Source organism: Planosporangium thailandense (genome assembly GCF_011947195.1).
GTDB lineage: Bacteria > Actinomycetota > Actinomycetes > Mycobacteriales > Micromonosporaceae > Planosporangium > Planosporangium thailandense.
This window is the reverse complement of record NZ_JAATVY010000028.1, coordinates 57862-79599: the sequence shown is the minus strand read 5'-3', so window position 1 is coordinate 79599 and position 21738 is coordinate 57862. Positions and strand designations below refer to the sequence as shown.

The window sequence follows — 21738 nt, the reverse complement described above, 5'->3', positions numbered from 1 at the left end:
ACTCGTCGACACCCCCGAACGACCCGCCGGCTGCGTCGCCCGCCGCCGCGAGGCCTACTACTCGGCCATCGCCGCCCGCGGCGACCTGCGCACCCGCCTGAAGATGACCAGCCAGCTGGGCATGCGCGTCGCGCATACCGCCTGATAGAGACCGGCACATCCGGGGGGAACGGCCGGGGCGCGCACCACGCCCCGGCCGGTGCCGTCAGGAGCGGCTCAACGTCGCTCCGCTGCGTCAGCGGCGCGCGCCGACTCCGACGCCCCTGTGCGTCAGCGGCGCGCGCCGCCGGCGTGAGCGACCGGCCGCAGATGCCGGATGAACCAGTCCCGGGTCAGCCGGGCCACCTCCTCCAGCGCGCCCGGCTCCTCGAACAGGTGCGTCGCGCCCGGGACGATCTCCAACCAGGTCTCGGCGGGGATCTGCTGCATGGCGGTCCGGTTGAGCGCGATGACGGTCGCATCCCGCTCGCCGACGATGAGCAGCGTCGGCTGCTGCACCAGCCGCAGGTACTCGCCGGCGAGGTCCGGCCGTCCACCGCGGGACACCACGGCCTGCACGAGGTTCGGCCGAGCGGCCGCCGCGACGAGCGCGGCCGCCGCGCCGGTACTGGCGCCGAACAGCCCGATGCCCAGCCCGGCGGTGTCGGAGTTGTCGGAGAGCCAGTCGGCCAGCGCGGCCACGCGCGGTGCCAGCAGCCCGATGTCGAACCGCAGCTCGGCGGTGAGGACGTCGACCCGCTCCTCCTCGGCCGTGAGCAGGTCGGCGAGCACGGTGGCCAGGCCCGCGCCCTGAAGCTGACCGGCGACGTACCGGTTGCGCGGGCTGTGCCGGCTGCTGCCGCTGCCGTGGGCGAACAGCACCAGTCCCCGGGGCGCGTCCGGCACCTCGATGTCGGCGTCCAGCAACACTCCGGCAGCGGGGATCTCTGCGCTCTGATGGGTGGTGTCCACGATGCCCTCCGTGGCATTCGGCCCTTACACGGCGACCGGGTAGGTTTCCGGCACCTCGCCGCGCTCCGCCACCACCCGGCCGGCATCTCGCCGGTCCCGGAACATCCGGTCCGACACGTACGCCCTCCCACCGCGTACTGGCCGCTAGGTGACCGGGCTACCCGGCCATGGGTGGGCAAACCTCGGCGGCGGGGGACCGGACCGGTGAGGAGCCGCCAATCTCCTCCGTCGGGAAGGTTAGTTGCTCTTTTTCCCGGCAAGCCGACACAGGGAAGCGCCGGAAGGAGGTTGTCGCCATGGTACGACCATCCGTGTCGATCGAGGACCATCCGGAGATAGCAGAACTGCGTGAACGGTTTGACCGGGTCGCGGAGACCCCGGCCGCCAAGTCGGTCGACAGCATCGCGGTGCTCGCCGGCGTCTGGCTCGCGATCTCGCCGTGGGTGGTCAATTTCCGCGGGTTCAACTTCAACCTGGCGGTCAACGACTTGATCACTGGTATCGCTGTGGCGATCATGGGGCTCGCGTTCGCCACCGTATGGGGCCGCAGCCATGGCCTCTCCTTCACCGTCCCGGTCATCGGCCTCTGGACCATCGCGGCCCCGTGGGCGGTGAGAGGCGGTGCGGTCACCGCCGGAACGCTCGCCAACAACGTGGCGACCGGCCTCGTCATCCTCGCCGTCGGGCTGGCCGCCGCCTCCATGGCCCGCACGATGAAGAGCCCGGTACGGCGCTGAGGTATCCCATCGCGGCAGCGGCCGCGCCACGGTGACCGCCCGACGTGCGGGCACCGGCCCCGGTCGGTGTGCCGACGCGCCGCTGCCATGATGAGACTCATGCGAGACGTGGTCGTCCGCGAGGACGGGATCAGGCTGGGGCAGTTCCTCAAGCTCGCCGGGGTCATCGACTCCGGCGGCGAGACCAAGGAGCGCATCGCCGCGGGCGAGGTCGAGGTCAACGGCCAGGTCGACACCCGGCGCGGCCGCCAACTGCACCGCGGTGACGTCGTCCGGGTGAACGGCGAGGACCTCCGGGTCGCCTGACCCACCTCGGTCGCGGCCACGCCGGGTGGCCGCGACCGGTACGTCCGCCGCGCGCCGTCAGACGGCGTAGTACAGCGCGAACTCGTGGGGCGTCGGCCGCAGCCGGACCGGGTCGATCTCGTTCTCGCGTTTCCACGCGCTCCAGGTCTCGATCAGGTCGGCGGTGAAGACCCCACCGTCGAGCAGGTACTCGTGGTCGGACTCCAACGCCTCGAGCACCTCCGGTAGCGAGCCCGGAGTCTGGCTGACGGTGGCGAACTCGTCGGCCGGCAGATCGTACAGGTCCTTGTCGATCGGGTCCGGCGGCTCGATCTTGCTCTTGATGCCGTCGAGGCCGGCCATCAGCATGGCCGAGAACGCCAGGTACGGGTTGGCCGACGGATCCGGTACGCGGAACTCGACCCGTTTGGCCTTCGGGTTAGTGCCCGTCACCGGGATCCGGACGCAGGCCGAGCGGTTGCGCTGCGAGTACACGAGGTTGACCGGCGCCTCGAAACCCGGCACCAGCCGGCGGTACGAGTTGACCGTCGGGTTGGTGAACGCGCAGAGGCTGGGCGCGTGCCGCAGCAACCCACCGATGTACCAGCGGCCGGCGTCCGACAGCCCCGCGTACCCGGTCTCGTCGTAGAACAGCGGCTCCCCACCGCGCGACAGGCTCTGGTGGGTGTGCATCCCGGAGCCGTTGTCACCGAACAGCGGCTTGGGCATGAACGTCACCGTGCGGCCGGCCGCCCAGGCCGTGTTCTTGACGATGTACTTGTAGAGCTGCAGGTTGTCGGCGCAGTGCAGCAGCGGGCCGTACTGAAAGTTGATCTCGGCCTGGCCGGCGGTGCCGACCTCGTGGTGGGCCTTCTCCACTGTGAACCCGGCGTTGACGAGGTGGCGGACCATCTCGGCGCGCAGGTCGGCGAAGTGGTCGATCGGTGGCACCGGGAAGTAGCCGCCCTTGTACGCGGTCTTGTAACCCCGGTTGCCGCCGGGCTCGTCACGACCAGTGTTCCACCAGCCCTCCACGGAGTCGATGTGGTAGTACGACTCGTGCGTGGCGGTGGCGAACCGCACCGAGTCGAAGATGTAGAACTCGGCCTCCGGCCCGAAGTACGCGGCGTCGGCGATGCCGGTGGCGGTCAGGTACGCCTCGGCTTTTCTGGCCACGTTGCGCGGGTCGCGGCTGTAGGGCTCGCGGGTGAACGGGTCGTGGACGAAGAAGTTGAGCGCGAGCGTCCCCTCGGCGCGGAAGGGATCGACGAACGCTGTCGACGGGTCCGGCAGCAGCAGCATGTCCGACTCGTGGATCTGCTGGAAGCCACGGATGGACGAGCCGTCGAAGGCGACCCCGTCGCTGAAAACGCTCTCGTCGAACGTTTCGGCCGGCATGCTGAAGTGCTGCATCACGCCGAGCAGGTCGCAGAAGCGGATATCGACGGAGCGGATGCCCTCGGTGTCGAGGTATCGCAGAAGCTCCTCGGAGTTGGCGAACACGGATCCTCCCGACTGTGCGCCGCAGGCGAGCTGGTCGGTGAACGGCGGATCTGGCACTCCCGTCAACGCAGACGTTAGGGCCGGGCGGTTGCTCCCGCATGTCGCAGGAGTTTCGGACGTGTTTCCCGCCGGCCGGGCGCCGGGGACCGGCGGGGCGTCCCGCTGCGGGTGGGCGACAGTACGCTGTCGACCGAAAGGCCGGAAGGGAGCGATATGACGTCTGCGCGGAACCGCTCGACCGGGCGGCCCACCCTCGACCAGGTGGCGCTGCGCGCCGGGGTCGGCCGGGGCACGGTGTCCCGGGTCGTCAACGGCTCCGAGCAGGTGAGCAGGCGGGCCCGGCAGGCTGTCGAGCAGGCCATCGCCGAGCTGGGATACGTGCCCAACCGGGCCGCCCGCGCGCTGGTGACCCAGCGGACCGACTCGGTGGCCCTGGTCGTCACCGAGCCAGGGGAGCGGTTCTTCACCGAGCCGTTCTTCGGCCGGGTCGTGCAGGCCGTCGCGGCCGGCCTGGCCAGCAGCGACCTCCAGATGCTGCTCATGATCGCGCAGTCGCCGGCGGAGCGGGAGCGGCTGGAGAGCTATCTGACCCGGCAGCACGTCGACGGGGCGCTGCTGCTGTCCCTGCACGGTGGCGACGACCGGTTGCCGGCCCGGCTGGAGGAGCGCGGGGTGGCGGCCGTCCGGATCGGCCGCCCGCAACACGCCGATCCGGTCTGCTTCGTCGACGCCGACAACCGTGGCGGCGCCCGAAAGGCGGTGTCGTACCTGGTTGAGCGGGGTCGGGAGCGGATCGCCGCCATCGCTGGCACGCTGGACATGACGGCCGGTACGGATCGGCTCGACGGGTACCGGGACGTGCTCGGCGACGGCCCGGTGGCGGTCGGCGACTTCAGCGAGGAGAGCGGCGTGTCGGCGATGCGGTGGCTCCTGGAGCGCCACTCCGATCTCGACGCCGTCTTCGCCTCCTCGGACACCATGGCGGCGGGGGCGATCCGGGTCATCAAGGACAGCGGCCGGCGGATCCCCGACGACGTCGCCGTCATCGGGTTCGACGACTCCGTCATCGCCCGGCACACCGACCCGCCGCTGACCACGGTCCACCAGCCGGTCGAGGCGATGGGCGAGGAGATGGTGCGCCTGCTGCTGGCCAAGATCCGGGGTCAGGCGTTGGACCGTGCCGAGGTCGTCCTCGACACCCGCCTGGTGGTCCGCGACTCCGCCTGAGGTCTGACCTCTCCGCCGGACCCGGTCAGTCGGGGAGGTCGCGGCGCGACAGCCGGAGCTCCTCGGCGTCGAGCTGGGCCTGGATCCGTCGTAGGACGGTGTCGTCGATGTGGTGGGCGTCGCGCAGCTTGACGACCCTGGCGCGTTTGCGGGCGATCAGTGCCAGCCGCAGTCGTCGGAAGTCGGCCTCGGCGCGACGGAGTACCCACGCCGGTCCCCATGGCAGGCCGAACGCGTGCGCGACCACCGCGACGACCCCGGCGACGACGATGACGAACACGGTGACCAGCGGCACGATCAGGCGCAGGTTGCTGCGGATCTCGCGTACCGAGGTGTTCAGGCTCTCCCAGTACAGCAACGCCGGCAGGAACACCAGCAACATCACCTGCGGCGGCAGGTTCGCCGTCCGCAGGGCCGGCGCCAGGCCCAGCAGCCCGCCGCCAGCCAGTAGCACCACCGGTACCGCGACCCGGAACCGTTTCGCGAGCGCGCCACCGACCAGGATGGCGGCGCCCAGCGTGATCACCAGTTCCAGCCCGGCCACGATGTTCCTCCCGGAGCCTGGTGTACGCCGCATACGAGTACGGCGTGCACTCGTTCGACGACCCGTCGTTCCCGGCGAACCTGCCGGCCATCCGGGTCCAGCAGGGGCCAACCCGCCCCGTGCCCTACAGTCTGTGGTTGTGGGGGTGAGGCGCGCCGGACGGGGTCGCAGCGGGCTCCTGGCCGGCTTCGCCGTCGCCCTCCTCGTGCTGGTGGTCGTCGTCGCGGTCATCCAGTTGAGCCGCTCGCCCCGCGGTGTGCAGGCCCCGCCCACCGGCGTGCCCGGCGGCACTCCCGCGTCCGGTGCCCTGCAGGCCACGCCCGTCACCGGCCGCGTCACGGGGCGGGTACCGACCGACTGCCACGAGCGCAGGGCGCGCGACGGGCAGCCGCTGCCGGATCCGGTCTGCACCCCCGGTGTGGTCAGCACGGCGGTCACCCAGGACAACCTGAGCGCGACGATCTGCAGGTCCGGCTACACGAAGACCGTCCGGCCGCCCGCCTCCGACACCGGGGCGTACAAGCGGAAGGTCATGGGGGCCTACCACGACTCCGGGCCGCCCGGCGACTACGAGTTCGACCACCTCGTCAGCCTGGAGCTCGGCGGCAGCAACGACGTCGGCAACCTGTGGCCGGAGCGCAACGACCACCCACCCGATGGCGCCATCAACAGCAAGGACCCGGTGGAGAACGCGCTGCACCGCGCGGTCTGCGCGCACCAGGTCTCCCTCGCCGCCGCGCAGACGGCGATCGCCACGGACTGGACCATGGCGCTGGCGACCCTCGGCCTGCCGCCGGTGCGCTGACCCGCCCGCGAGCGCGGGGAGTCAGCGGTCGCGGCGCTCCCGGCGTACCGTCGCCTTCCGGCCCTTGATGGTGGTGCCGCGCAGCGCGGCGATCACGTCGTTCGCCGCGTACTCCGGCACCTCGACCAGCGAGAAGCGGTCGGCGATCTCGATCGAGCCGATGTCGCGCCCGCTCAGCCCGGACTCGCCGGCGATCGCCCCGACCAGATCCTGGGGCCGGATGCCGGCGCTGCGGCCGGCGCTGACGAAAAGGCGGGTCATTCCGCTCGTCGGGCCGCGGCCGCGCCGTTCGTCGCGCCCGCCGGCGTGGCGCACCGACTCACGACGGTCCCGCCGTTCCCGATCCGTACGGGTCGCCACCTGCGGGATCTCTTCCTCGTCCGCGGCCGCGCCGCCCGCCTCGTGCGCCAGCTTCACCGCGGCGAGCGCGATGTCCATGATGTCGAACTCGTCGGCGAGGGTCTCCACGACGACCCGGAAGCGCTCCAGATCGCCGTCCAGCAGACTCTCCTCGAGCGCGGCGCGGGTCAGTTCGAGCCGCCGGGCCCGCAGGTCGGCGACTGTCGGCACCTTCTCCGTCGGAATCCGGCGCTTGGTCACCCGCTCGATCGTCTGCAGCAGCCGGTGCTCGCGGGGCTCGGCCAGGGTGATCGCCACGCCCTCCCGGCCCGCGCGGCCCACCCGCCCGACGCGGTGCACGTACGACTCCGGCGCGGAGGGCACGTTGTAGTTGACCACGTGCGTGAGGTGCTCGATGTCGAGGCCACGCGCGGCCACGTCGGTCGCGACGAGCAGGTCCGCCGTACCGCTACGCAGCCGGCCCATGACCCGGTCGCGCTGTTCCTGGCTCATCCCGCCGTGCAGCGCCTCGGCGCGGTAGCCGCGCCCGTTGAGCGTCTCGGTCAGGTGGTCGACCTCTTCGCGGGTACGGCAGAACACGATCGCGGCCCCGGGCGCCTCCACGTCGAGGATCCGCCCGAGCGCGGCGGGTTTGTAGGCCCGCGGCACCAGGTACGCGCTCTGCCGTACGCGGGGCGCCTCACCCGGCGCGGCGACCGGACGGGCGATCTCGATGCGGACCGGGTCGTGCAGGTGCCGGCGGGCGATCCCTTCGATGCGCGGCGGCATGGTGGCCGAGAAGAGCATGGTCTGGCGCTGCTCCGGCGCCTGCTCCAGGATCGCGTCGATGTCCTCGGCGAAGCCCATGTCGAGCATCTCGTCCGCCTCGTCGAGCACGACCATCTCCAGGTCGTCCAGCCGCAGGGTCGCGCGGCTGATGTGGTCCATCGCCCGTCCCGGTGTCGCGACGACCACGTCGACCCCGCGGTCGAGTTCCCGCAGCTGACGGCCGATCGGCTGCCCGCCGTAGATCGGCAGGACCCGGGCGCCCAGGTCGTGGCCGTACCGGTGGATCGCCTCCGACACCTGCATGGCCAGCTCGCGCGTCGGCACCAGGATCAGCGCCTTCGGCTCCCGGCGCCCGTCGTCGGGGGTCAACCGCTGCAGGACCGGAAGCGCGAACGCGGCCGTCTTCCCCGTGCCGGTCGCCGCCTGTCCCAGCAGGTCATGGCCGGCCAGCAGCGGCGGGATCGCCTCGCGCTGGATCGGCGTCGGCTCCTCGTAGCCGAGCCCGGCGAGGGTGTGCACGAGTTCGGGGCGCAGCCCCAGCTCCGCGAAGCCGTTCGCGTCGTCGGTGGGTACCCCGGCCCGGTCGGGCATGGTCTGGTCGGCTGCGGTCGGGCCGGCTGCCGTCGGGTCCATCATCGGCTCCTCGTTCTTCGAACGGTTACGCTCCGCGCGCACCCTCAACGCCTCAACACTTCCACTTCCGCCGCTCGACCGTCGCCGCGACGCCAGCGTACAGACCCGGGTACGGGAAGAAACCAGCGCCGGGGCCGGTTGAAGATCTTGTGATCGATGTACCCCTGTCTGTGCTTGACCTCGCGCCGGTCGCCGCCGGCGCCTCATCGGGCGACGCGCTGCGCGCCACCACCGCGCTCGCCCGCCGTACCGAGGAGCTGGGCTACCACCGGTTCTGGGTGGCCGAGCACCACAACATGCCCGGCATCGCGAGCTCGGCCCCGGCGGTCCTCATCGCCCACCTCGCCGCCAACACCGCCACGATCCGGGTCGGCTCCGGCGGAGTCATGCTGCCCAACCACGCGCCGTTGGTGGTCGCCGAGCAGTTCGGCACCCTGGAGGCGCTGCACCCGGGCCGGATCGACCTGGGGATCGGCCGCGCTCCCGGCACCGATCAGCTGACCGCGCTGGCTCTGCGGCGCACCATGGAGGGCCTGTCGGCCGAAGCCTTCCCGCAGGAGCTGCAGGCCCTGATCGGGTACTTCGCCGGCGACGAGTCGCTGCGGATCACCGCCACGCCCGGCCGGGGCGACATGCCGGCCATCTGGCTGCTCGGGTCCAGCGGCTTCAGCGCCCAGCTGGCCGGCCTGCTCGGGCTGCCGTTCTCGTTCGCCCACCACTTCAGCGCCGCGAACACCGATGCCGCGCTGGCGCTCTACCGCACGCACTTCCGGCCCTCGCAGTGGCTCGCGAAGCCGTACGTGATGGTGGCGGTCAACGCGATCTGCGCGGAAACCGACGAGCGCGCGGAAGCGCTGTCGTGGCCGGGCATCCTGTCGTTCCTGCGGCTGCGCCAGGGGCGCCCCGGACCGCTCCCCACGCCCGACGAGGCGGCCGCGTACCCGTACAGCGACCTGGAGCTGGAGTTCGCGCGGGAGCGGCGGGTCGGGCAGGCGATGGGCTCGCCGGAGACGGTCCGCCGGCTGCTCGAGCAGCTGCTGGAGCGCACCGGCGCCGATGAGCTGATGCTCACGACCCAGGTGTACGACCTCGCCGACCGGATCCGCTCGTTCGAGCTGATCGCCGAGCAGGTGGCCGGCGGGCTTCGCCGGGACGGCTGAGGGCCGCCCACCGCTGGCGGCGGCCCGGTATCGCTGGTAGACAGGCGGGTGAGCCCGTTTGTCCAGCCAGCCGTTGCGGGGCGGTCGCAAGATGTGCGGAATCGTAGGCTGGGTCGACTTTGGTCGCAGCCTTGCCCAGGAGCAGTCGACGATGCGGGCCATGGCCGCGACCATGGCCCAGCGCGGTCCCGATGCCGAAGGCCTGTGGCTGGGCGAGCACGTCGCGTTCGGCCACCGGCGGCTGGCCATCATCGACCTGCCCGGTGGCGGCCAGCCGATGACCGTCGGGCCCGACGGGGCGCTGGGCCGCGGCTCGCTTGCCCGCGAAGGCGTGATCCGCGACGGCTCCGCGGTCGCCGCCCTCACGTACAGCGGCGAGGTGTACAACTACCGCGAGCTGCGCGAGGAGCTGCAGGCACTCGGCCACGAGTTCGCCACCACCAGCGACACCGAGGTGGTCTTGCGGGCGTACCTGGAGTGGGGGGACGGGTTCGCCGAGCGGCTCAACGGCATGTACGCCTTCGGCGTGTGGGACGGCCGCCGGCAGCGGCTGGTGCTCGTACGCGACCGGATGGGCATCAAGCCGCTGTACTACCACCCGACGCGGGACGGGGTGCTGTTCGCCTCGGAGCTCAAGGGCATCCTGGCGCACCCCGAGGTCGAAGCGGTCGTGGACGCCGACGGGCTGCGCGCGCTGCTGTCGTTCGTCAAGTCCCCGGGCCAGGGCGTCTACCGGGGCGTCCACGAGGTGCGGCCCGGCCACCTCGTCATCGTCGACCGCGACGGCGTGCGCCCGCGCCGGTACTGGGGGCTGCACGCCCGGCGGCACACCGATGACCTCGACACCACCGTACGCACCGTGCGCGAGCTCCTCGAAGACATCGTCGACCGCCAGTTGATCACCGATGTGCCGCTGTGCGCGCTGCTGTCCGGCGGGCTGGACTCGTCGGCGATCACCGCCCTGGCGGCGGTCGCGCTGCGCCGCAGCGGCGGCGGACCGGTGCGGTCGTTCTCGGTCGACTTCGTTGGCCAGGCCGAGCACTTCCGGCCCGACGCGCTGCGCCCCACGCCGGACGCCCCGTACGTGCACGAGGTCGCCGACCACGTGGGCGCCGCGCACACCGACATCGTGCTCGACACCGCGGCGCTGACCGATCCGCTCTACCGCACCTCGGTACTCGTCGCCAACGACCTGCCCAACAGCATGGGCGACCTGTACACCTCGCTCTACCTGCTGTTTCGAGCCGTCCGGGAACACTCGACCGTGGCCCTTTCGGGCGAGTCCGCCGACGAGGTGTTCGGCGGCTACGCCTGGTTCCACGACCAGCGCGCGGTGAACGCCGACACCTTCCCTTGGGTGGCCGCGCTGCGGCCGTCGGCCGCCGACGCCCCCGAAGCCGACACCTGCGCCGTGGACGCCGCGAAGACCCGCAACATCGTCGACCTGCTCGACCCCGATCTGGCCGCCGCCCTGCGCATCGACGAGCACCGGCGGGCCGAGTACCACAGCGCGCTGGCCGAGGTCGAGCACCTGCCGGACGAGGATCCGCGGGAGCACCGCATGCGGGAGATCTGCTACCTGCATCTGACCCGCTTCGTGCAGATCCTGCTCGACCGCAAGGACCGCATGAGCATGGCGCACGGCCTGGAGGTACGGGTGCCGTTCTGCGACCACCGCCTCGTCGAGTACGTCTACAACACCCCGTGGTCGATGAAGACCTTCGACGGCCGGGAGAAGAGCCTGCTGCGGGCGGCCACGGCCGACCTGCTGCCGGAGTCGGTCGTGCAGCGGCGCAAGAGCCCGTACCCGTCGACCCAGGACCCGGCGTACGAGCGGGCGCTGCGCGACCGGCTGGCCGAGATCCTGGCCGACGCCGACGCGCCCGTGGCGGCGCTGCTCAACCCGAAGCGGATCCACGAGGTGCTGCACACCCCGGTGGACGACACCGGCGGCTTCGGGCCGGCCCGCCGCGCCGTCGAGCTGGCACTCGGGCTGGACCAGTGGCTGCGCCGCTACCCGGTGCGGCTGGTGGTCGGCGCCTGACCGGCCCGCGCGTCCCTGGCCGCGCGGCGGCCCGCGACGACGTCGGCCACCGCGGCGGCCAGCGTCACCACGACGAGCGCGATCGCGACGAAGAGGGCGTCCCGGAACGCCACCGACCAGTGGCCGCCGCTGGCGGCCAGGCGCGCGAAGAACACCGAACCCACCGTCGCGATGCCGATGGCCGCCCCGATCCGCTGCCCGGTCTGGATCACCGCGCCCGCGCTGCCGCCCTTGCTGGGCGGGACCTGCGACAGGGTGATCGTCTGGTTGGGGGTGATGACCAGGCCGCTGCCGAGGCCGGCGACGAGCAGGGGAGCGGCGGCGGCCAGCGGTGCCGTGTGGCCGGGCGCGAAGTGCAGCGCGACGACGGTGCCGGCCAGCCCGAGCGCGACCAGCGTCAGCCCGATGGCGACGAGCGGGCGGCCGAAGCGGTTGACCGTGCGCCCGCCGAGCGCGGCAGCGGCGGCCGAGCCGAGGGCGAACGGCGTCATCGCCAGCCCGGCGAGCAGCGCGCTGTAGCCGAGTCCGCTCTGCAGGTACAGGGTGTAGATGAAGAAGATGGCGGTGAAACCGGCGAAGTAGATCAGCCCGATCAGCGCGCCGAGCGCGTACGAGCGCAGCCGGAAGAGCGTGAGATCGACGACGGGTTCGCGGCGCCGGGCGTAGCGACGCTCCCAGCCCACGAAGCCGGCCAGCACTCCGGCTGCCAGCAGCAGCAACAGCCACTTCGCGCGGCTGTGCCACTGCTGCTCCTGCACCAGCGGCAGGAGCAGCAGCACCACGCCGGTACCCAGGAGGGTGACCCCGACCGGGTCGAGGCTCTCGCGAGGCTGAAGCTCGTGCGGGCGCGCCGGGATCAGCCGCCAGCCGAGGACGATCGCGGCGATGCCGATCGGCAGGTTGACGTAGAACACCCAGCGCCAGCCGTCCTGCGGTCCGGCCAGCGCGATCAGCGCGCCGCCCACGAGCGGTCCGATCGCGGTGGAGATGCCGATCGTGGCACCCAGCAGTCCGAACGGCCGGCCCCGTTCGGCCGGCCGGAACAGTTGCTGGATCAGGCCGACGACCTGCGGGTTGAGGACGCCGCCGGCGGCGCCCTGGACGAGCCGGGCGGCGACCAGCCAGGACGCGCTGCGGGCGAGCCCGGCCGCGGCGCTGGACACGGTGAACAGCGCCAGGCCGGCGATGAACACGTTGCGCCGGCCCCTGGCGTCGCCGTACCGGCCGGCCGGCACCAGCGCCAGCCCGAAGGTGAGCGCGTAGCCGGACAGCACCCACTGCAGGTCGCTCTCGGTGGCGTGCAGCCCGTTGCGGATCGACGGGATCGCCACGTTGACGATGCTCACGTCGAGCAGGGTCATGAAGGCCGCGACGAGGCAGACCGAGAAGGCACGCCAGCGCCGGGGCGCCTCCTGCTGATCCGTCCGGGTCCGCTCCGGTGTGCCGGCCCGGGTGCCGCTGTCAGGTGGATCCACGTGTCCCGTGCGGTGTCGATCCGCGTGTCCGCCCGTACCCATGAACTCCCTTTGCCCGCCGCGACTGACCGGCCGATCTGTCCTACCCGGGCGTCGCGGGGCACAAACGGCACGTGCGCCGCCGGCGTCAGCCGCGAGCGCCCGCGTGATCAGCCGGCGTCGGGCGCGAGCGCCCCCATGATCTCCTCGGCACGCCGGACGGCGGCCTCCGGATCGGCGTCGGGGGAGGCGATGAGCGGATCCCAGTTCAGGTCGTAGAACAGCTCGGTGACGCCCAGCTCGCCGAGCCGGCGGGCGTCGGCCTGGATCTGCTCGTACGTTCCGGACAGCGGCTTGCGGTCCGGGCCGGTGGTGGGCTCGCCGACGGCGACCACACCGCGGGAGACGATACGCACGGTCTCCGGGTCGCGGCCCGCCCGCCGGGCCGCCGCGCGTACCTCGCCGATGCTCTCGGTGATCTGCGACAGGTCGGTGGTGCTGCCGCTGACCCATCCGTCGGCGTGCCGGCCGGCGCGCCGCAGCGCGCCCTTGGCGGTGCCGCCGAGCAGCACCGGCGGCCCGGGGCGCTGCACCGGCTTGGGGCGCATGTGGCTGGGCGGGACCGTGTAGAACTCGCCGTCGAACTCGCTCACCTCGTCGGCCCAGAGGGTGCGCAGCACCGCCAGGTACTCGACGGCCCGCGCGCCGCGTCGCCGCGTCGAGGCGCCGGTCGCGGCGAACTCGACCTCCGACCAGCCGGCGCCCAGGCCCAGCTCGTGCCGGCCGCCGGAGAGCACGTCCAGGGTGGCGGCCTGTTTGGCGAGAATGACCGGCGATACGAACGGGAAATTGATCACGGCTACGCCCAGCCGGATGCGGGTGGTGCGGGCGGCCGCGTACGCCAGCGAGACCATCGGGTCGAGCACGCTCTGGTACACCGGAGCCAGCTCCTGCTCGACGCCCACGAGGAGCCGCTGGAAGCTCCACAGCGAGTGGTAGCCGAGCTGTTCGGCCCGTTCGGCGATGTGTGCGATGGTGGCCGGGGTCGCCCACGCGCCGGCGACCGGAAGCCCGAATCCGATCCGCATGAGGTCTACGGTAGGGGACGGGCGGCGGCGGCCTCCAAGCCCGGTTGCCGGGGTCCCGTGCCGCCGGTTGACCCGGTTTGGCCGCTGCGCCGGGGGGCATGATGCCGGGCATGGGCAGACTCGTGGCCACGCTGGAACGGCTGACCATCGTCGATGGGATCGCTGACCAGGCGCGCAAGCTGGTCCGCGGGGCCACCCGGTCCCAGCGGGTACGAGATCTGCTGCACGGCGTCTGGCTGGGGCATCCGCTGCACCCCGCCGTGGTGCTGGCGCCGATCGGCGCCTGGCTCAGCGCGGCGATCCTCGATGCGATGCCCGGTCAGCAGGCCGCCGCCACCACGCTCGTCGCGGCGGGCACGGCAACCGCTGTGCCGGCCGCCGCCACCGGCGCCAACGACTGGGCGTCGCTGTCGCGCGAGCAGCGCCGGGTCGGCTTCGTCCACGCCGCGGCGAACACGGTGGCGCTGGGGCTGTACGGCGCCTCGCTCACGGCCCGGCTGCGCGGTCGACATACGACCGGCCGGCGGTTGGCCTACGTGGGCCTCGCGGTCGCCGGTACCGGCGCCTACATCGGAGGCCACCTGTCGTACGCCCTCGGCGCCGGGGTCAACCAGGCGGTGCCGGCGCTGTGGCTGCTGCGCGGCACCTGGCAGCGGCTCGGCGACGTCGACGACTTCGTCGACGGGGAGCCGACCGTACGCAAGCTGGGCGAGACGCCGGTGCTGGTGTACCGGCAGGCCGACCGGTTCACGGTCATGCTGGAGCGCTGCGCCCACCACAACGGTCCGCTCGGGGACGGCAAGATAGTCGAGATCGATGGTGCTCCGTGCGTGGTCTGTCCCTGGCACGGCAGTACGTACCGGCTGACCGACGGCGTGGTGGTGCACGGCCCGGCCGCCAATGACCAGATCACGTTGCGTACCCGGATCGTCGACGGCCGGCTGGAGGCCGCGCCCGCGTGATGGGCGCACTGGCGTGGACGGACGGTCATTCGTCCGTCCTATCTGGTGGGTCCTGGCCGGCAGCCGCTGACGTACCTCCGATTCGCGCCCGCCGCCGATCTCGCTGACAATGGGGGCGCGTAGTCCGCGACATCGTCGCACCGGGCCGTATCCGGTTCGGTCTCACCATCGACGGTTACCGTCGGTATCGAGGACGACGCATGGCCGTTGTCGGACCCGTCCGGGACCGGCGGCCGGCGGCCGAACCGAGAACAGTTGTGCCGAGAAGAATATTGATTCGACAAGCAGCCTTACGGTGTGGTGACGCTACGCCGTGGGAGGGGGCAGGAGATGGCCAAGAAAGTCATCACTTGGGTCGCCATCGCGTTCCTCGTGTTCTTCGTCGCCTTTCACCCCGACACCGCGGCCCACGTCGCCCACTCCATGGGTCGGGTGATCTCCAACCTGGGCAAGGGGTTCGGCGACTTCTTCACCCGGCTGGCGAGTTGACGCGCGCCGGCACGGCGGTCAGCGCATGACCGGCACGGCGGTCAGCGCATGACCGGCACGCCGGTCAGAGCATGACCAGGCTGACGACGGCGGCGACGGTCATGAGCGCGGTGGTCAGCCAGCCGAGGACCGTGGCCAGCCGACCGTTCGCGTGGTCGCCCATGAGCGTCCGGTTGCCCGAGATGACCATGACCAGCGCCAGGAACGGTGCGGCGGCGACACCGTTGATGAAGGCGCTGATGACCAGCAGCTGCACCGGGTCGACGTGGGTGAGGGTCAGCGCCGTGCCGCCGATGGTGCCGGCGGCGACCAGGCCGTAGAACACGGGTGCCTGGCGGGGGGAGCGGGAGAAGCCGAACTTCTTGCCCAGCAGGCCGGCGAGCCCCGCCGCGCCGGAGCCGGCGAGGACCGGGACGGCGAGCATGCCCGAACCGACGAAGCCGAGGGCGAACAGGGTGCCGGCCCAGTGCCCGGCCACGGGTTCGAGGGCCTTGGCGGCGTCGGCGGCGCTGTTGAGGTTGTGGTTGCCGTGGGCGTGCAGCGTGCTCGCCGTGGCGACGATGATCGAGAACATCACCAGGTTGGAGAAGAGCATGCCGCTCAGGACGTCCAGGCGGGACGCGCGCAGCTTGCGGCGGGCCTGACCGGAGGGGCGCTCGTGGAGCGGCACGGCGTCGCGGCCGTGGATGGGCTCGGCGCGGAGGTCCTCGACGCGGTGGGCGGACTGCCAGAAGAACAGGTACGGGCTGATGGTGGTGCCGAGCACCGCGACCAGCAGCGTCAGGTAGTCGGACGTGAACTCCACGTGCGGTACCAGCAGCCCGTGCAGCAGCCTGCCGGCCGGTGGTCGGGACAGCACGACGACGGCGAAATAGACCAGCAGCGCCAGGCACAGCAGTTTGAAGATGCGCGCGATGCGGTCGAACGATCCGAGGATCACCAGCGCCGTGACCGCGGTACCGGCGAGCAGCGCCCACAGCCAGGTCGGCCCGGCGTGCAGCAGCGTCATTCCGGACCCGACCGCGACCAGGTCCGCGGCGATGTTGAGCGCGTTGGCCGCAATGAGCGCGACCAGCAGGACGCCGACGGCGGCGCGGGCGGTGCGGCCGCGAAAGCGGGCGGTGACCAGCTCGCCGAGGCTCTTGCCGGTCGCCAGCGCGGTGCGGTCGCAGATCTCCTGTACCGCGGTCATCAGCGGGAAGGTCACCAGGCTCGTCCACAGCAGCGAGAAGCCGGTGGTCGCGCCGGCCTGCGAATAGGTGGCGACCCCTGACGGATCGTCGTCGCTGGCTCCGGTGATCAGGCCGGGGCCGATGGCGCGCAGATAGTATCGCCAGCCGCGCGACTCGGTGCTCGGAGTCAGGTCGACATCGCTGGTCGGCTCGGCCGTCCCGGGCCGGTCGACCAGTGTCTGTGCCTGCTGATCATCGGTCACGCCGCTGAGGTACCCCGCCTGGGTCAATTCATAAACGCCGCTGGTTTCGACGGGCCCGGCCCGGCGTCCACATCATTTAGTTGTACTATGCGAAATGTTATATCTGTACAACCATCTGGGGAACCTGTGCCTGAGCTCAGCCGCCGCGGACGGATGCTCGTCCTCGCGATCTGCTGCATGAGCCTGCTGATCGTCAGCCTCGACAACACGATCGTGAACGTCGCGCTGCCGTCCATCCGGCGGGACCTGCACGCGCCGACCTCCGGGCTGCAGTGGATCATAGACGCGTACACGCTGGTCCTGGCGAGCCTGCTGATCCTCGCCGGCGCCACCGGCGACCGGATCGGCCGGCGCCGGACCTTCCAGACCGGACTGGTCGTGTTCACGCTCGGCTCGCTGCTGTGCAGCCTGGCGCCGAGCCTCGGTTGGCTCGTCGCGGCCCGGATGGTGCAGGCCGTCGGCGGCTCGATGCTCAACCCCGTCGCCATGTCGATCATCACCAACACGTTCACCGACCCGAAGGAGCGCGCCCGCGCGATCGGCGTGTGGGGAGCGGTGTTCGGCATCAGCATGGCCCTCGGTCCGGTCGTCGGCGGAACCCTCGTCGCGGCGCTGGCCTGGCGGTCGATCTTCTGGATCAACATTCCGGTCGGGGTCGCCGCGCTCGTGCTGACCGCACGGTTTGTGCCCGAGTCCCGGGCGGAGCACGTCCGCCGCGTCGACCCCGTCGGCCAGGTACTCGTGCTGACCGTCCTGGCGTCACTCACGTACGCGATCATCGAAGGACCGAACGCCGGCTGGTCGTCGACCGAGATCCTGGGCTTCTTCGGGCTCGCCGCCGTCGCACTGGCCGGCCTGCTCGGCTATGAGGCGCGCCGCGCGGAGCCACTGCTGGACCTACGGTTCTTCCGCAGTGCCCCGTTCTCCGGCGCGACCGTCATCGCGGTCTGCGGCTTCGGCGCGCTCGGCGGCTTCCTCTTCCTCAACACGCTGTACCTGCAGGAGGTACGCGGCCTGTCCGCGCTGCACGCCGGGCTGTACACGCTGCCGATGGCGGCGACGGTCGTAGTGTTCGCCCCGCTGTCCGGGCGGCTGGTCGGCCGCCGCGGGCCGCGTCTGCCGTTGCTGATCGCCGGCGTCGCGATCGTCGCGAGCATCCTGCCGTTCACCCGGTTGAGCCCGCACACCCCGGTCGGCTGGCTGTTCGTCACCTACCTCGGGTTCGGGCTCGGCTTCGGAACGGTCAACGCGCCCATCACCAACACGGCCGTCTCCGGCATGCCGCGCTCCCAGGCGGGCGTGGCGGCGGCGGTGGCCTCGACGAGCCGTCAGGTCGGCCAGTCGCTCGGGGTGGCCGTCATCGGGTCGGCGGTGAGCGCCGGCCTGCACGGCTCGGTGTCGGCGCGCTTCGCGCAGGCCAGCCACGTCGGCTGGTGGATCGTCGCCGGTTGCGGGATCGCGGTGCTCGCGCTCGGTGCCCTCACCACCGGGCCCTGGGCGATGCGGACCGCCGATGAGGCCGCCGCCCGGATCGCGGCGGCCGACGCGGGCGGGCAGCCGGCACCGGTCGGTGTCCGGTGAACCGGAAATCGACGGCGACCGCGGCGCGCGGCGGCACGGTGCCCGACGTGGACGAGGCGGCGCGGGCCGAGATCGCGGCGCGGGCCTGGCAGGGGCTGCGGACGCTGGTTCTCGACCGGCACGACCGGCGCCGCGAGGTCTGCGACGCGCTCGGCATGAGCTTCATCCGGGCCAAAGCCCTGCGGCACCTGGTAGCCGGCGAGCTGACGATGCGTCAGTTCGCCGAGCGGCTGGCGATCGACCCGCCGTACGCCACGCTCGTGGTCGACGATCTGCAACGTCGTGGCCTGGTCCTGCGCAGCCCGCACCCGTCCGACCGCCGGCTGCGTATGGTGTCGCTGACGCCGGCCGGGACGCGCGCGGCCGAGTCGGCCGAGCGGATTCTCAACCGACCGCCGGCTGCGGTCGCCGACCTCGACGCCGCCGACCTCGCGGCGCTCGATCGGCTCGTGGCGAAGCTGCTGGGTTGACCGGGGTACCGGGAGATCTTGGTGAATCGGGTGAGCGGCGCGGCCCGGCGTGGTTGAGTCGAGACCGACCGACCGGCCCGACCGACCGGCCCGACCGACCGGGCGGTGCCGACCACCCGTGAGATCACCCCTTGTTTTGCTCGTGTAGTCCTGTTTTTGGGGTAGACGGTTCGACTTGTACCAGCCGGCTTACTTCGGTCACGCGGGGGTGCGTCGCTGCGGTCGGCGGGTTGGGCGACAGGGGGCCGCACGCCATGGCGGCCTCAGGATCTGCGTTCGCAGGTCATCCGGCCTGACAAGGGAGAACGGCAATGGCACAGGGCACGGTGAAGTGGTTCAACGCTGACAAGGGCTACGGATTTATCAGCCAGGACGAGGGTGGCCCCGACGTGTTCGTTCACTTCTCCGCCATCCAGTCCAGCGGTTACCGCTCACTCGAGGAGAATCAGCGGGTCGAGTTCGAGGTCACGCAGGGCCAGAAGGGGCCGCAGGCGGAGCAGGTCCGAATCATCTGAGCATCAGGAGACGGGCCGGGTCCGCGCCGCTCGACGAGCGGGTGTGGCGACGCGTAGCGCGGCGATCGGTGTGCCGGGGTGTTGTCACCCGGCACACCGGCGTCCCCGCCGGGGACTTCAGCCCCGGTCCATCAGCTTCGAGGCGAGGACCGCCGCCTGGGTGCGGCGCTCCATACCGAGCTTCGCCAGCAGGCTGGACACGTAATTCTTGATCGTCTTCTCCGACAGGAACATCCGCTGCGCGATCTCGCGGTTGGTCAGCCCCTCCGCGACCAGGGCGAGGATGCGCCGTTCCTGCTCGGTGAGGTTCTTGAGCTCGTCGGGCTGTTCGGGGCCGCGGCGGATGCGTTCGAGTACTCGGGCGGTGACGGCGGGGTCGAGCAGGGACTGGCCGGCGGCGACGCGGCGGATGGCGTCGACCAGGTCGGTGCCTTTGATCTGTTTGAGCACGTAGCCGGCGGCGCCGGCCATGATCGCGGCGAACAGCGCCTCGTCGTCCTCGTACGACGTGAGGATCAGCGCCTGGATGCGCGGGTCCACCGACCGGACCTGCCGACACACGTCGATGCCGTTGCCGTCGGGCAAGCGGGCGTCCAGGACGGCCACGTCGGGGCGGAGAGCGGGAATCCGGTGCCCCGAGTCGATCGCCGAACTCGACTCGCCGACGACCTCGATGTCGCCCTCGGCTTCGAGCAGATCGCGCAGTCCACGACGGACGACTTCGTGATCGTCGAGGAGGTATACCCGGATCATCTCCTGTTTGTACCCGACCACGGCGCGTCCGCCTCGGGTCTAAGGTCCCGAAACCGGGGATCCCTGGCGCCGTCGACGGACCCACGAGGGGACGCCAGCCCCGCCGGCCGTGGGCCGAATGGCCCTGCGCTCCGGGCGCGGGGTGACGGCACAGTGAGCTTGTGCGCCGGCAGCCGGTGACGTGGCGTCGCTCGTCGGCCCCACCACCCGACGACCGCATCGCCCGGCCGCTCCTACCCGTGACAGAGGTGACAACCATGGCCTGGTTGGACCACGCCGCCTTCGTCGCCGTCGTCGAAGCGGCCACCCGCGCACCGTCGATGCTCAACACCCAACCCTGGCGGTTCCGGCTGGGGCGCGACCAGATCGATGTGCTGGTCGACCCGCAGCGACGGCTGGCCCGGGCGGACCCGACCGGCGTAGCCGCCCGGATCGCCTGCGGCGCCGCCCTGCTCAACCTTCGACTCGCGCTGGCCGTACGCGGAACACCGGGGATCGTCCGGCTGCAGCCGGACCGGACCGACCCGTACCTGGTGGCCCGGTTGACACCCGACACGCCGTGCGCGCCCACCCCCGTCGAGGTCCGGCTGTACCGCGCCATCCCGGCACGGCACAGCAACCGCACCCCGTTCCTCGACCAGCCGGTGCCGGTCACGGCGCGCGGCGACCTGATCGCCGCCGCACGCGCCGAAGACGCGTGGCTGGACCTGCTGATCGGGCCGGCCGCCGTGGAGGCCACCGCGGGCCTCGTGCGGGCCGCGCACGAGGTGCTGGAGCGCGACGCCGGGTACCGCGCCGAGCTGTCGACGTGGGTCCGTGCGGGCACCCCGGCCACCCAGCTCGCCGCCGTGGACGGGGTACCCGTCGGCGCCGGCGGCCCCGCGCCCCGCCCGTACGAACTGCTGCCCCGACGTGACTTCGGCGGCGAGGAGCTGCCCAGCCACCGCCAGTTCGAGCGCGATCCCCTGATCGCCGTGCTCGGTGGCAACGGCGACTGGCCCGCCGACCAGATCCAGGCCGGACAGGCGCTGCAGCGGGTCTGGCTGACCGCCACGGACCTCGGACTCGCCGCGTCACTGTTCTCCCAGCCCATCGAGGTGCCGTCGGTCCGCGAGCAGCTGCGGCTCGCGCTTGGCCGGCACGCCGCGCCCCAGATGGTGATGCGGTTCGGGTACGCCGTCCCGGCGCCCGCCAGCCCGCGCCGCCCCGTCACCGACGTGATCGTCGGCGATCGGGAGTCCGGATGAGGCATCCAGTTCGAGGAGCGAGGTACCGGCTGTGGAAACCCCCAGGGTGAAGGACGTCATGACGACCACCGTGGTGGCCGTCCGGGAAGGCGCCACCTACAAGGAGATCGTGGACGCGCTGGCCGGGTACGGCGTCAGCGCGGTGCCGGTCCTCGATGCCGACGACCGGGTCACCGGCGTGGTGTCCGAGGCGGACCTGCTGCCGAAGGTGGAGCTCAGCGGCGGTGACGACCCGGGGGCGGCGCGGTGGGAGCGGGTACGCCGGCGCTCGGCCCGGGCGAAGGCGGCCGGCGACACCGCCGCGGAGCTGATGAGCCACCCGGCCGTCACGATCACGCCGGAGGCCTCGATCGCGGAGGCGGCGCGGCTGATGGAGGCCGAAGGGGTCAAGCGGCTGCCGGTGGTGGGGGCGGAGGGTCGGCTGGCCGGGATCGTCACGCGACGCGACCTGCTGCGGGTGTACCTGCGACCGGACGCGGCGATCCGCGACGACGTCCTGGCCGAGGTGTTCGGGCACGTGTTCGGCCTCGGGCCCCCTGACATCGGCGTCGAGGTCGCCGACGGCGTGGTGACCGTCACCGGCTCGGTCGCCAGCCGCGGCGCGGCGCGGCTCGCGGTCCGCCTCACCCGCGCGGTGGCCGGTGTCGTGGACGTGGTGGATCGCCTGACCTACGACCGCGACACGGTGGACCGCAGCGGCGGGTACGTGTTCGAGGCGGGGCTGTGA

22 protein-coding genes are annotated in these 21738 nt (G+C 71.9%); 14 read left to right on the top strand and 8 right to left on the bottom strand.

Annotated features, from left to right (window positions below; all coding sequences use genetic code 11):
* Positions 1 to 270: 270 nt before the first annotated feature.
* Positions 271 to 951 carry a dienelactone hydrolase family protein gene (locus HC031_RS26970; protein WP_167928238.1) on the bottom strand — a complete coding sequence of 227 codons (681 nt, stop codon included), beginning with the start codon at positions 949 to 951 and terminating at the stop codon, positions 271 to 273.
* 296 nt (positions 952 to 1247) lie between these two features.
* On the opposite strand from HC031_RS26970, the gene HC031_RS26965 reads away from it, so the two are divergent.
* Complete coding sequence (locus HC031_RS26965) at positions 1248 to 1688, top strand: SPW repeat protein (protein ID WP_167928237.1); 441 nt, start codon at positions 1248 to 1250, stop codon at positions 1686 to 1688.
* Positions 1689 to 1787: 99 nt separating this feature from the next.
* The gene (locus HC031_RS26960; RefSeq protein ID WP_167928236.1) at positions 1788 to 1994 is read left to right on the top strand and encodes an RNA-binding S4 domain-containing protein; all 207 of its coding nucleotides are present in this window, start codon (positions 1788 to 1790) and stop codon (positions 1992 to 1994) included.
* Between the two features lie 57 nt (positions 1995 to 2051).
* Here the strand turns inward: HC031_RS26960 and glnA are convergent, their stop codons facing one another.
* Complete coding sequence (glnA, locus tag HC031_RS26955; RefSeq protein ID WP_167928246.1) at positions 2052 to 3476, bottom strand: type I glutamate--ammonia ligase; 1425 nt, start codon at positions 3474 to 3476, stop codon at positions 2052 to 2054.
* A gap of 213 nt (positions 3477 to 3689) precedes the next feature.
* Between glnA and HC031_RS26950 the strand changes: the two genes are divergently transcribed.
* The gene (locus HC031_RS26950; protein ID WP_167928235.1) at positions 3690 to 4703 is read left to right on the top strand and encodes a LacI family DNA-binding transcriptional regulator; all 1014 of its coding nucleotides are present in this window, start codon (positions 3690 to 3692) and stop codon (positions 4701 to 4703) included.
* A 25-nt stretch (positions 4704 to 4728) separates the two neighbouring features.
* On the opposite strand, the gene HC031_RS26945 is transcribed toward HC031_RS26950, so the two are convergent.
* Positions 4729 to 5247, bottom strand: coding sequence for a cation:proton antiporter domain-containing protein (locus HC031_RS26945; RefSeq protein ID WP_167928234.1), 519 nt, complete (start codon positions 5245 to 5247; stop codon positions 4729 to 4731).
* 20 nt (positions 5248 to 5267) lie between these two features.
* On the opposite strand from HC031_RS26945, the gene HC031_RS34100 reads away from it, so the two are divergent.
* Together HC031_RS34100 and HC031_RS32665 are read left to right on the top strand one after the other, a co-directional pair.
* Positions 5268 to 5396 carry a hypothetical protein gene (locus HC031_RS34100; protein ID WP_277349813.1) on the top strand — a complete coding sequence of 43 codons (129 nt, stop codon included), beginning with the start codon at positions 5268 to 5270 and terminating at the stop codon, positions 5394 to 5396.
* Positions 5387 to 6052, top strand: a complete 666-nt coding sequence (locus HC031_RS32665) for a hypothetical protein (RefSeq protein WP_205863286.1) — start codon at positions 5387 to 5389, stop codon at positions 6050 to 6052. Before HC031_RS34100 ends, HC031_RS32665 begins: the two co-directional genes overlap by 10 nt.
* Before the next feature lie 21 nt (positions 6053 to 6073).
* On the opposite strand, the gene HC031_RS26935 is transcribed toward HC031_RS32665, so the two are convergent.
* Positions 6074 to 7771 (bottom strand): DEAD/DEAH box helicase, encoded by a 1698-nt coding sequence (locus HC031_RS26935; RefSeq protein ID WP_167928244.1) that lies wholly within the window; start codon positions 7769 to 7771, stop codon positions 6074 to 6076.
* A gap of 191 nt (positions 7772 to 7962) precedes the next feature.
* Between HC031_RS26935 and HC031_RS26930 the strand changes: the two genes are divergently transcribed.
* The gene (locus HC031_RS26930; protein WP_167928233.1) at positions 7963 to 8973 is read left to right on the top strand and encodes an MsnO8 family LLM class oxidoreductase; all 1011 of its coding nucleotides are present in this window, start codon (positions 7963 to 7965) and stop codon (positions 8971 to 8973) included.
* Between the two features lie 91 nt (positions 8974 to 9064).
* Positions 9065 to 11017, top strand: coding sequence for an asparagine synthase (glutamine-hydrolyzing) (gene asnB / locus HC031_RS26925; protein ID WP_167928232.1), 1953 nt, complete (start codon positions 9065 to 9067; stop codon positions 11015 to 11017).
* On the opposite strand, the gene HC031_RS26920 is transcribed toward asnB, so the two are convergent.
* Complete coding sequence (locus HC031_RS26920; protein WP_167928231.1) at positions 10987 to 12534, bottom strand: MFS transporter; 1548 nt, start codon at positions 12532 to 12534, stop codon at positions 10987 to 10989. The two genes, asnB and HC031_RS26920, sit on opposite strands and share 31 nt — an antisense overlap.
* Positions 12535 to 12641: 107 nt before the next feature.
* The gene (locus HC031_RS26915; protein WP_167928230.1) at positions 12642 to 13559 is read right to left on the bottom strand and encodes a TIGR03619 family F420-dependent LLM class oxidoreductase; all 918 of its coding nucleotides are present in this window, start codon (positions 13557 to 13559) and stop codon (positions 12642 to 12644) included.
* A gap of 110 nt (positions 13560 to 13669) precedes the next feature.
* Here HC031_RS26915 and HC031_RS26910 point away from each other — a divergent pair, with 110 nt between their 5' ends.
* On the top strand, positions 13670 to 14521 hold the full coding sequence (locus HC031_RS26910) for a Rieske (2Fe-2S) protein (protein ID WP_167928229.1): 852 nt from the start codon (positions 13670 to 13672) through the stop codon (positions 14519 to 14521).
* A 330-nt stretch (positions 14522 to 14851) separates the two neighbouring features.
* On the top strand, positions 14852 to 15010 hold the full coding sequence (locus tag HC031_RS26905) for a hypothetical protein (RefSeq protein WP_167928228.1): 159 nt from the start codon (positions 14852 to 14854) through the stop codon (positions 15008 to 15010).
* A gap of 64 nt (positions 15011 to 15074) precedes the next feature.
* On the opposite strand, the gene HC031_RS26900 is transcribed toward HC031_RS26905, so the two are convergent.
* Complete coding sequence (locus tag HC031_RS26900; protein ID WP_167928227.1) at positions 15075 to 16445, bottom strand: Nramp family divalent metal transporter; 1371 nt, start codon at positions 16443 to 16445, stop codon at positions 15075 to 15077.
* Between the two features lie 126 nt (positions 16446 to 16571).
* Between HC031_RS26900 and HC031_RS26895 the strand changes: the two genes are divergently transcribed.
* From HC031_RS26895 to HC031_RS26885, 3 genes are all read left to right on the top strand, one after another.
* A complete protein-coding gene (locus HC031_RS26895; RefSeq protein WP_338090851.1) occupies positions 16572 to 18026 on the top strand; it encodes an MFS transporter in 1455 nt (484 codons plus the stop codon).
* Positions 18023 to 18496, top strand: a complete 474-nt coding sequence (locus tag HC031_RS26890; RefSeq protein ID WP_338090850.1) for a MarR family winged helix-turn-helix transcriptional regulator — start codon at positions 18023 to 18025, stop codon at positions 18494 to 18496. Before HC031_RS26895 ends, HC031_RS26890 begins: the two co-directional genes overlap by 4 nt.
* 311 nt (positions 18497 to 18807) lie before the next feature.
* Positions 18808 to 19011 carry a cold-shock protein gene (locus tag HC031_RS26885; RefSeq protein WP_167928226.1) on the top strand — a complete coding sequence of 68 codons (204 nt, stop codon included), beginning with the start codon at positions 18808 to 18810 and terminating at the stop codon, positions 19009 to 19011.
* A 117-nt stretch (positions 19012 to 19128) separates the two neighbouring features.
* Here the strand turns inward: HC031_RS26885 and HC031_RS26880 are convergent, their stop codons facing one another.
* Positions 19129 to 19764 carry a response regulator gene (locus tag HC031_RS26880; RefSeq protein WP_167928225.1) on the bottom strand — a complete coding sequence of 212 codons (636 nt, stop codon included), beginning with the start codon at positions 19762 to 19764 and terminating at the stop codon, positions 19129 to 19131.
* A gap of 257 nt (positions 19765 to 20021) precedes the next feature.
* Here HC031_RS26880 and HC031_RS26875 point away from each other — a divergent pair, with 257 nt between their 5' ends.
* Both HC031_RS26875 and HC031_RS26870 read left to right on the top strand, forming a co-directional pair.
* Positions 20022 to 21011, top strand: coding sequence for an Acg family FMN-binding oxidoreductase (locus HC031_RS26875; protein WP_167928224.1), 990 nt, complete (start codon positions 20022 to 20024; stop codon positions 21009 to 21011).
* Positions 21012 to 21069: 58 nt separating this feature from the next.
* Positions 21070 to 21738, top strand: coding sequence for a CBS domain-containing protein (locus tag HC031_RS26870; protein WP_167928223.1), 669 nt, complete (start codon positions 21070 to 21072; stop codon positions 21736 to 21738).

Bases quoted from the DNA above. Each gene is read 5' to 3' on its own strand.
- HC031_RS26965 (WP_167928237.1), top strand. From the start codon at position 1,248: ATGGTACGACCATCCGTGTCGATCGAGGACCATCCGGAGATAGCAGAA.
- HC031_RS26960 (WP_167928236.1), top strand. From the start codon at position 1,788: ATGCGAGACGTGGTCGTCCGCGAGGACGGGATCAGGCTGGGGCAGTTC.
- HC031_RS26950 (WP_167928235.1), top strand. From the start codon at position 3,690: ATGACGTCTGCGCGGAACCGCTCGACCGGGCGGCCCACCCTCGACCAG.
- HC031_RS26935 (WP_167928244.1), bottom strand. From the start codon at position 7,771: ATGCCCGACCGGGCCGGGGTACCCACCGACGACGCGAACGGCTTCGCG.
- asnB (WP_167928232.1), top strand. From the start codon at position 9,065: ATGTGCGGAATCGTAGGCTGGGTCGACTTTGGTCGCAGCCTTGCCCAG.
- HC031_RS26920 (WP_167928231.1), bottom strand. From the start codon at position 12,534: ATGGGTACGGGCGGACACGCGGATCGACACCGCACGGGACACGTGGAT.
- HC031_RS26915 (WP_167928230.1), bottom strand. From the start codon at position 13,559: ATGCGGATCGGATTCGGGCTTCCGGTCGCCGGCGCGTGGGCGACCCCG.
- HC031_RS26910 (WP_167928229.1), top strand. From the start codon at position 13,670: ATGGGCAGACTCGTGGCCACGCTGGAACGGCTGACCATCGTCGATGGG.
- HC031_RS26905 (WP_167928228.1), top strand. From the start codon at position 14,852: ATGGCCAAGAAAGTCATCACTTGGGTCGCCATCGCGTTCCTCGTGTTC.
- HC031_RS26885 (WP_167928226.1), top strand. From the start codon at position 18,808: ATGGCACAGGGCACGGTGAAGTGGTTCAACGCTGACAAGGGCTACGGA.
- HC031_RS26880 (WP_167928225.1), bottom strand. From the start codon at position 19,764: ATGATCCGGGTATACCTCCTCGACGATCACGAAGTCGTCCGTCGTGGA.
- HC031_RS26875 (WP_167928224.1), top strand. From the start codon at position 20,022: ATGGCCTGGTTGGACCACGCCGCCTTCGTCGCCGTCGTCGAAGCGGCC.
- HC031_RS26870 (WP_167928223.1), top strand. From the start codon at position 21,070: ATGACGACCACCGTGGTGGCCGTCCGGGAAGGCGCCACCTACAAGGAG.